The 6,247-nt window shown below is 49.2% G+C and carries 6 protein-coding genes; 2 read left to right on the top strand and 4 right to left on the bottom strand.

The genetic code is table 11. The features are described 5' to 3' along the window. Positions 1–448: 448 nt before the first annotated feature. The 3 genes from hslU to xerC form a co-directional block, all read right to left on the bottom strand. Positions 449–1,939, bottom strand: coding sequence for an ATP-dependent protease ATPase subunit HslU (gene hslU, locus LLG46_03010; protein MCE5322268.1), 1,491 nt, complete (start codon positions 1,937–1,939; stop codon positions 449–451). A 105-nt stretch (positions 1,940–2,044) separates the two neighbouring features. Next, positions 2,045–2,578 carry an ATP-dependent protease subunit HslV gene (hslV, locus tag LLG46_03005; GenBank protein MCE5322267.1) on the bottom strand — a complete coding sequence of 178 codons (534 nt, stop codon included), beginning with the start codon at positions 2,576–2,578 and terminating at the stop codon, positions 2,045–2,047. Between the two features lie 3 nt (positions 2,579–2,581). Beyond that, a complete protein-coding gene (gene xerC / locus LLG46_03000) occupies positions 2,582–3,508 on the bottom strand; it encodes a tyrosine recombinase XerC (protein MCE5322266.1) in 927 nt (308 codons plus the stop codon). A 74-nt stretch (positions 3,509–3,582) separates the two neighbouring features. On the opposite strand from xerC, the gene LLG46_02995 reads away from it, so the two are divergent. Together LLG46_02995 and LLG46_02990 are read left to right on the top strand one after the other, a co-directional pair. Then, a complete protein-coding gene (locus LLG46_02995) occupies positions 3,583–3,996 on the top strand; it encodes a hypothetical protein (GenBank protein ID MCE5322265.1) in 414 nt (137 codons plus the stop codon). Then, complete coding sequence (locus LLG46_02990; protein MCE5322264.1) at positions 3,989–4,198, top strand: hypothetical protein; 210 nt, start codon at positions 3,989–3,991, stop codon at positions 4,196–4,198. The genes LLG46_02995 and LLG46_02990 overlap by 8 nt, the downstream gene beginning before the upstream one ends. Positions 4,199–4,218: 20 nt before the next feature. On the opposite strand, the gene LLG46_02985 is transcribed toward LLG46_02990, so the two are convergent. Next, positions 4,219–6,177 (bottom strand): hypothetical protein, encoded by a 1,959-nt coding sequence (locus tag LLG46_02985; protein ID MCE5322263.1) that lies wholly within the window; start codon positions 6,175–6,177, stop codon positions 4,219–4,221. Between the last annotated feature and the right edge of the window lie 70 nt (positions 6,178–6,247).

The following is a 6,247-nucleotide window of genomic DNA, read 5'->3' as shown; positions in this document are numbered from 1 at the left end:
TAGTCATACAAGGTAGAGGAAACCATCTCGCTAACGTGCTCAAGGCACTCGAATCTGCTCGTCTACTCTACCAGGTGGATCATAGCGTCCTATTATCCACCATTATCTGACAGGCAAGGCAATAATACAAGGAATCTGCTTTTACAACGTCGGGTTCAAAGCAGATTCCTCACATTCGTTCGGAATGACTAAATTTGGTAAGAATTACTAAATTTACAACGTCTGCAGTTTCGCAATCGGCTCAATCTAATCCGCATCAGGCGTGATTATTTACGCTTAATGCGAATTAGATTGAGCGTAAATAACGCATTTTTTAGTCGGCGAAGGCCGACTTCGTGTTGTTGTTGTCGTGACTTTAGTCGCCAGGCGGTTAAAACCGCGGCCACAACTACACAAAGTCCCCTACGGGGACTGAAACCGCAACTTAATTCGCATAACGCGTGATTATTTACAGAATATATCTGCTCAAATCCTCGTCCTTGGTTACATCCTGCAGTTTCTCGCGCACATAACCCGCATCAACGATAATTTTTTTGTCGTCGATATCCGGCGCGGCGAATGATACGTCATCCAGCAGTCGTTCCAATATGGTGTATAGCCTTCTTGCGCCGATATTTTCCATAGCCGAGTTTACCTCAGCGGCAATTTTTGCAATTTCCTGAATGCCGTCATCAGTGAAGTCGACCTCGACACCTTCTGTCGCCAGCAGAGCCTTATACTGCTTTATAAGAGCATTCTTGGGTTCGGTAAGGATGCGAACGAAGTCGGCCTCAGTCAGACTGTCGAGTTCCACTCTTATCGGCAGTCGTCCCTGAAGCTCCGGGATCAAATCAGATGGCTTCGACACATGGAAAGCGCCTGCGGCCACAAAGAGCATATGCTGAGTCGACACAGGACCGTATTTAGTCATCACAGTCGAGCCTTCAATTATCGGCAGTATATCACGCTGGACGCCTTCACGCGAGACCTGCGGTCCGGCTTCACTTTCGCGTCCGGCTATCTTGTCCATTTCATCTACGAATATGATTCCCTCTTGCTCTGCTCTGTCGACTGCTTCGCGCGTGATCGTGTCCTGATCGATCATATTGCGAGCCTCTTCATCCGCCAGGATGCTGCGAGCCTCTGCAATGGTCACACGCTTGCGCTTATGCCGTTTGGGTATCAAATTGCCGAGCATACCGGACATATCCATTCCCATCTCTTCGAGACCCTGCTGTCCGAACATTTGAAAATGAGGCATGGATGTGTCTTCGACCTCAATGGTGATCTCACGGTCCTCAAGCTCACCGGCCATGAGCTGAGCGCGGAGCCTGTCACGAATGCGCTCCTTGCGCTCCATTTGATCACGCGTATATTCATCAGGTGGAGCTTGTTCTTCTTCCTGTTCCTGAGGTGCCTCCATGGGCGGCGGCGGGTTACCTGTGCCGGGAAATATGTGACCCATAGCGTTCTGAAGCGAATCGAACCACTGTTTCGGCACGACACCTTGACCTATGCGCCGCGCCGGCGGTTCCATAATGTCGAGTATCTGTTCCGTGGCTCTCTGTTCGGCTATCGGACGGACCTCTTCGATCTTTTCGGCTTCGACCATCGCCACAGCCCGCTGAACCAGGTCACGTACCATCGAGTCGACATCTCTACCGACATATCCGACCTCTGTAAACTTGGTAGCTTCAACTTTAACGAACGGTGCACCGGCCAAGTTAGCGAGCCGCCTTGCGATTTCGGTCTTTCCGACACCGGTCGGACCCATCATCAGAATATTCTTTGGGATCACTTCGTCACGCAGGTCTTCGTCCAGCCGGCGTCTGCGAAACCTGTTGCGCAGTGCGACGGCTACAGCTTTTTTTGCATTGTCCTGACCAACGATATATTTGTCCAACTCCGCCACGATTTGTTTTGGAGTAAGCTCAATTTTTTCTTTCAAATTGCACCTCATTGAGATTTATTATTTAGTGTTTTGTATTGATTATTTTTTGTGTATTGGAGCGATGCCCAAGTTTGGTGAGGGCACTGCGCTGTAATAACCAATACTGCTGCTAAACTACATCTCGTCCGTTGTTATTTCATGGTTAGTATAAATGCATATATCAGCCGCAATTTCCATAGCTTTGCGCACGATCTCTATAGGCGGCATATCAGTATTTCGTATAAGGGCTTTTGCGGCGGCGGTGGCATATGCTCCGCCCGACCCAATCGCCACGACTCCTTCGTCGGGTTCAATCACCTCGCCATTACCCGATATCACCAGCAGATACTCCTGGTTTGCGACAATCATCATCGCTTCCAGTCTGCGAAGGATTCGGTCCGTGCGCCATTCTTTTGCGAATTCGATTACTGCGCGTTTTAGGTTGCCATGAGCCTCTCGCAGTTTGGACTCGAATTTATCCGCAAGAGTCTGCGCATCTGCAACCGACCCGGCAAACCCCATCAACACCTTGTCGTCGTACAGCCTGCGGATCTTCCGAGCTTTTGCTTTCATGATCGTGTTTTCAAGCGTCACCTGGCCGTCCGCGCCTATGGCGACTTTGTTGTCTTTTTTAACGGCAATAACCGTGGTTGCATGCATTTCCGGCATATATTATTTCTCCATATGTTCGTTTCCGAGCGCGGCTCTCGGGTGAGCGCGGTCATAGACTTCTTTCAATCGTTCCCTGGAAACGTGAGTGTAAATCTGGGTAGTGGTCACGTTTTCGTGTCCCAAAAGTTCCTGCACACTGCGCAGGTCGGCTCCATGGTCCATCATATGCGTCGCGAAGCTGTGTCTCAGACTATGCGGACTGATTGAAAGCGAGTCGCTTATTCTTTCGACATACTTGTCCAATATCCTTCGGACCGATGACGCCGCCAGTTTCGTCCCCCGATAACCGAGAAACAGCGCATCGGTAGTTTTTTTACTTTTTGCTGCGAGCTTTGGCCTGCCGTGCTCGATATATTGCCCGAGCGCATCGAGTGCCGCGGATCCGATCAAGACCACACGTTCTTTATTACGTTTTCCGATCACATTAAGTTCGTCCGTATCGGCAGAAATATTTGTGACTTCAAGACCGAGCAGTTCGCTCAGGCGCATGCCTGTCGAGTAGAGTGTCTCCAGAATCGCTTTGTCCCTGAGTCCTTCCGGTGTGGTGAGATCGGGTGCTCGCATCAGCGCTTCCATCTGCTCTTCGCGCATAATCTTGGGCAGCGGACGCGATTGTTTCGGCGCTCTGACACCATCAGTGGGGGCATTTTCAAGAATCTCACGCTCGACAAGATATTTGAAGAATGCCCTAAGTGCTGCGAGCCTTCTTGCAACGGAGCTTTTTGCATGCCCCGTCTTTTGCAAGTGAACGAGATATCTTCTGACCAAAATCTGATCCATATGCGCATCTGATTCAGTGGCAAAGTGCAAAAAGTCCAGCACATCCGACGAGTATGCCGCCAGAGTATGCTCACTTGCCCGCCCAACCAGGCGCATATGTTCGATAAATGCATCCAGATTTTTTTCCATTTCAAGCGATTGTAACATGTTGGCCTACCTGTATGGAATACCTAAATATGGGAGAGCGCTTTCCCGATAACATAGAGGGGGCTGGGACAGCGATGAATGAAAAAGGTTATGAAATTCGCCTGAGAAACGCCGAAGGTATTCCTATATTGCATCTTGCCGGGGACATCACCAAATCGGCGCTCAAGGCGGTAAAAGCCACGCTGGAACATTTGGCCTCTGCCGGTCACTACAACATCGTGCTCAACATCGAGCGTGCTCACATGGCCAATGTGCGCTTTCTGACAGGGCTGAGCGGTGCGGTTCGCAATATCCGTTCGCACTATGGTGCGGTGGACCTTATAGTCTCGCCCGACGCAAAGCAGCAAATGCCCATCACCGGCCAAATCTCTCGGTTGTTCAGACTCTGTGCGTCCGAGAGCCAGGCTATCTCACGAATCAAGAGGCTGACCAGGCATCCCGATGTTGTAAACCAGGCAAATGCCCGAATTTGGAGAAATCATGATTAACCCGTCTAAAAGCAAGCTCAAGGTTATTAAGATACTCGATCCGCTTATGTGCGTGCGATGCGATAACGCCTACATAGCCGACGTGGTAATGAAGGAAGGCACGCGCAAGAAGATGTTTTACTGCTCCCGCCGCGACTGCGACAACTGGTGCTCAAAAACGGCATCCAGCATCGACGAGGATGAACTCGATCAGGCAGCCTGAAAATTGTGCAGGCGCTTTGTTTATTTGTCCGCCGTGGTTTTGACGATTGTCTGCTGCGGTGTGTAGCTTGGCAGAATCAGTTTGTACATCCGGTCCATCTGTTTGGTGTCCATGTCCATCTCTCTGAACCATATGGTGATAAACTGCGGGTCCTGCTTATCAACAACAGTATACATCTGCATCCATGCATCGCCCCTTGTAATTCCGATCCGGTCAAACATCGGCTGCGCAATTTTCCACTGTGCGGATGTCAGCATCTGCCCAAAAAGCCCATGATCTCCTGCCAATACATTTCGCATCTGCTGGTTCAGCGATGCATATAGTCTCAGCCAGGTAAGATTGTCGTCCAGTTTTCTGAGCATTTTGCTGTATGTGCCCATTATTCCGATCACAGGGTCCTGCTTGATTGATTCCTCAGCCTGATAATAATCGAGGTTTGCGATCTGGGCGATGTCATTCAGGCTCAGATATCCATTAGCCCTTGTGTTGTTGCTCCAGGTCTCGACCCATTCTTCCGGGATTTGAGTGAGCCGCATCTTTGCCCACTTTCTATACCTGAACTCGATAATGGATTCGGGTTTGTCCCAGTTGTAGTTGAACGTAGTGCATAGTGAGTTCAGCAGATCATCCAGTTTGACTTTGCTGTCACTGACAGACAGATTCGCATAAGGAATGCTCAGCCAGCAGTCCGATACAATAGATATTCCCGAAGCGTCGAAAAGGGCTTTTTGAAATGATGCGATCTTTTCGGCAAGCGCGAGCATCGGGTTGGCATCCGGCTTCGGCTGCTCAATTTCCAACTTGAACACCTGCTCCAAAAATGGCGAGCTTTCATGCTCTATCAACGGTTCACTGGGATATAAGGATTCTTCCAGTTTGTTATTTTCCTCAGATCGAGCCTCATATGCCGTTTCCCATTTTGTATTTTCTTCAGAATCATCGACTCCGCTGGTATCCCTACCTTCATTTATACGTATGTTGTCCAGGCTGATCAGTTTATTTACCTCCGAGCCTAAATACCGAAGACCGTTGATCTCAAAATCGCTATTTACATAGGTGAATTTGTTTCTATATAGGTGCCAATATCCCGTGTCACTGCTGGCGCCGCCCCAGTGGAGGTTCGGGGTGAACATACCGGCATCCATCCTCATATACACTATGTCGAAATCATCATACGGCTGGACTGCTTTAGGCCCATATCCTGTCGGGTTTTGTGTCTTCTCTCCGACATATCCGATTCTTTGGAGGTGTTTCCAAAACTCGTTTCCCGCGTTGTAAAAGAGACTTTTTGTTTCCGGGCTGACATCGCTTGCTCGTATGCGAAAGTTCCTGCCTGTTAAGAACCGTTCTTTTGTCTCGGGGACTTCTTCAAACAGGGCATGAATCGCCTGCAGTGAGCCGAGCATAACCTGCTCATATATCTGTGGGTCAGTCTCACGAAGCGAGATCTGTTCAGCCGTCGATATATCGCCATATTTATCAATGGCATCGGTCCATTGCTGCCGTCTTTTCTGCCATAACTGTTCCTGTTTTTTGTAAGCCTCGCTCATCATTTCATCGGCCTGTTTGGCGGCTTTGGTATTGACCTTCAATCTGTATATCATGAGATCGTCGTCGGACCGGCTCCAGCGGAATTTCATCGCACGCGCCATAGAGTCCATCAGGTCACAAAGCGGCACATCCTTAACGAATATATTCATCTTTCGGCTGCGCACCGGCCAGTCCGATTTGCGCGCACCGGCAAAGAGATTGACTCCGGTCATCTCACGCAGGTCTTCAACAATAGATTGCACAGTCTTTAGCTCTGCTTCATAGCTGACAGTCTGTGAGAGGCGAGTGTCTGTCTGCGCATACATTTTAGCAGTGATTTTCCCGTCTGGATTGGGGTCTGTAATAATTGCTCTTTCGCTTGCAGGCGAAGCGCCATTTGTTGATATGAAAAGCATAATACAGATAAATACAAGCAACATTGACCGCATCGATATTCTCCTTGGTTGTATATTGGGTAAGTAATGCTTACCTCTTTCGAAAATGCGGAGCATTTTCGTT

The organism is bacterium, from assembly GCA_021371935.1.
Classification (GTDB): domain Bacteria; phylum Armatimonadota; class UBA5829; order UBA5829; family UBA5829; genus UBA5829.
The sequence above is the reverse complement of the archived record's forward strand: the minus strand, read 5'-3'. Positions and strand labels throughout refer to the sequence as shown.

Bases quoted from the DNA above. Each gene is read 5' to 3' on its own strand.
- LLG46_02990 (MCE5322264.1), top strand. From the start codon at position 3,989: ATGATTAACCCGTCTAAAAGCAAGCTCAAGGTTATTAAGATACTCGAT.
- LLG46_02995 (MCE5322265.1), top strand. From the start codon at position 3,583: ATGAATGAAAAAGGTTATGAAATTCGCCTGAGAAACGCCGAAGGTATT.
- LLG46_02985 (MCE5322263.1), bottom strand. From the start codon at position 6,177: ATGCGGTCAATGTTGCTTGTATTTATCTGTATTATGCTTTTCATATCA.
- hslV (MCE5322267.1), bottom strand. From the start codon at position 2,578: ATGCCGGAAATGCATGCAACCACGGTTATTGCCGTTAAAAAAGACAAC.
- xerC (MCE5322266.1), bottom strand. From the start codon at position 3,508: ATGTTACAATCGCTTGAAATGGAAAAAAATCTGGATGCATTTATCGAA.
- hslU (MCE5322268.1), bottom strand. From the start codon at position 1,939: ATGAGGTGCAATTTGAAAGAAAAAATTGAGCTTACTCCAAAACAAATC.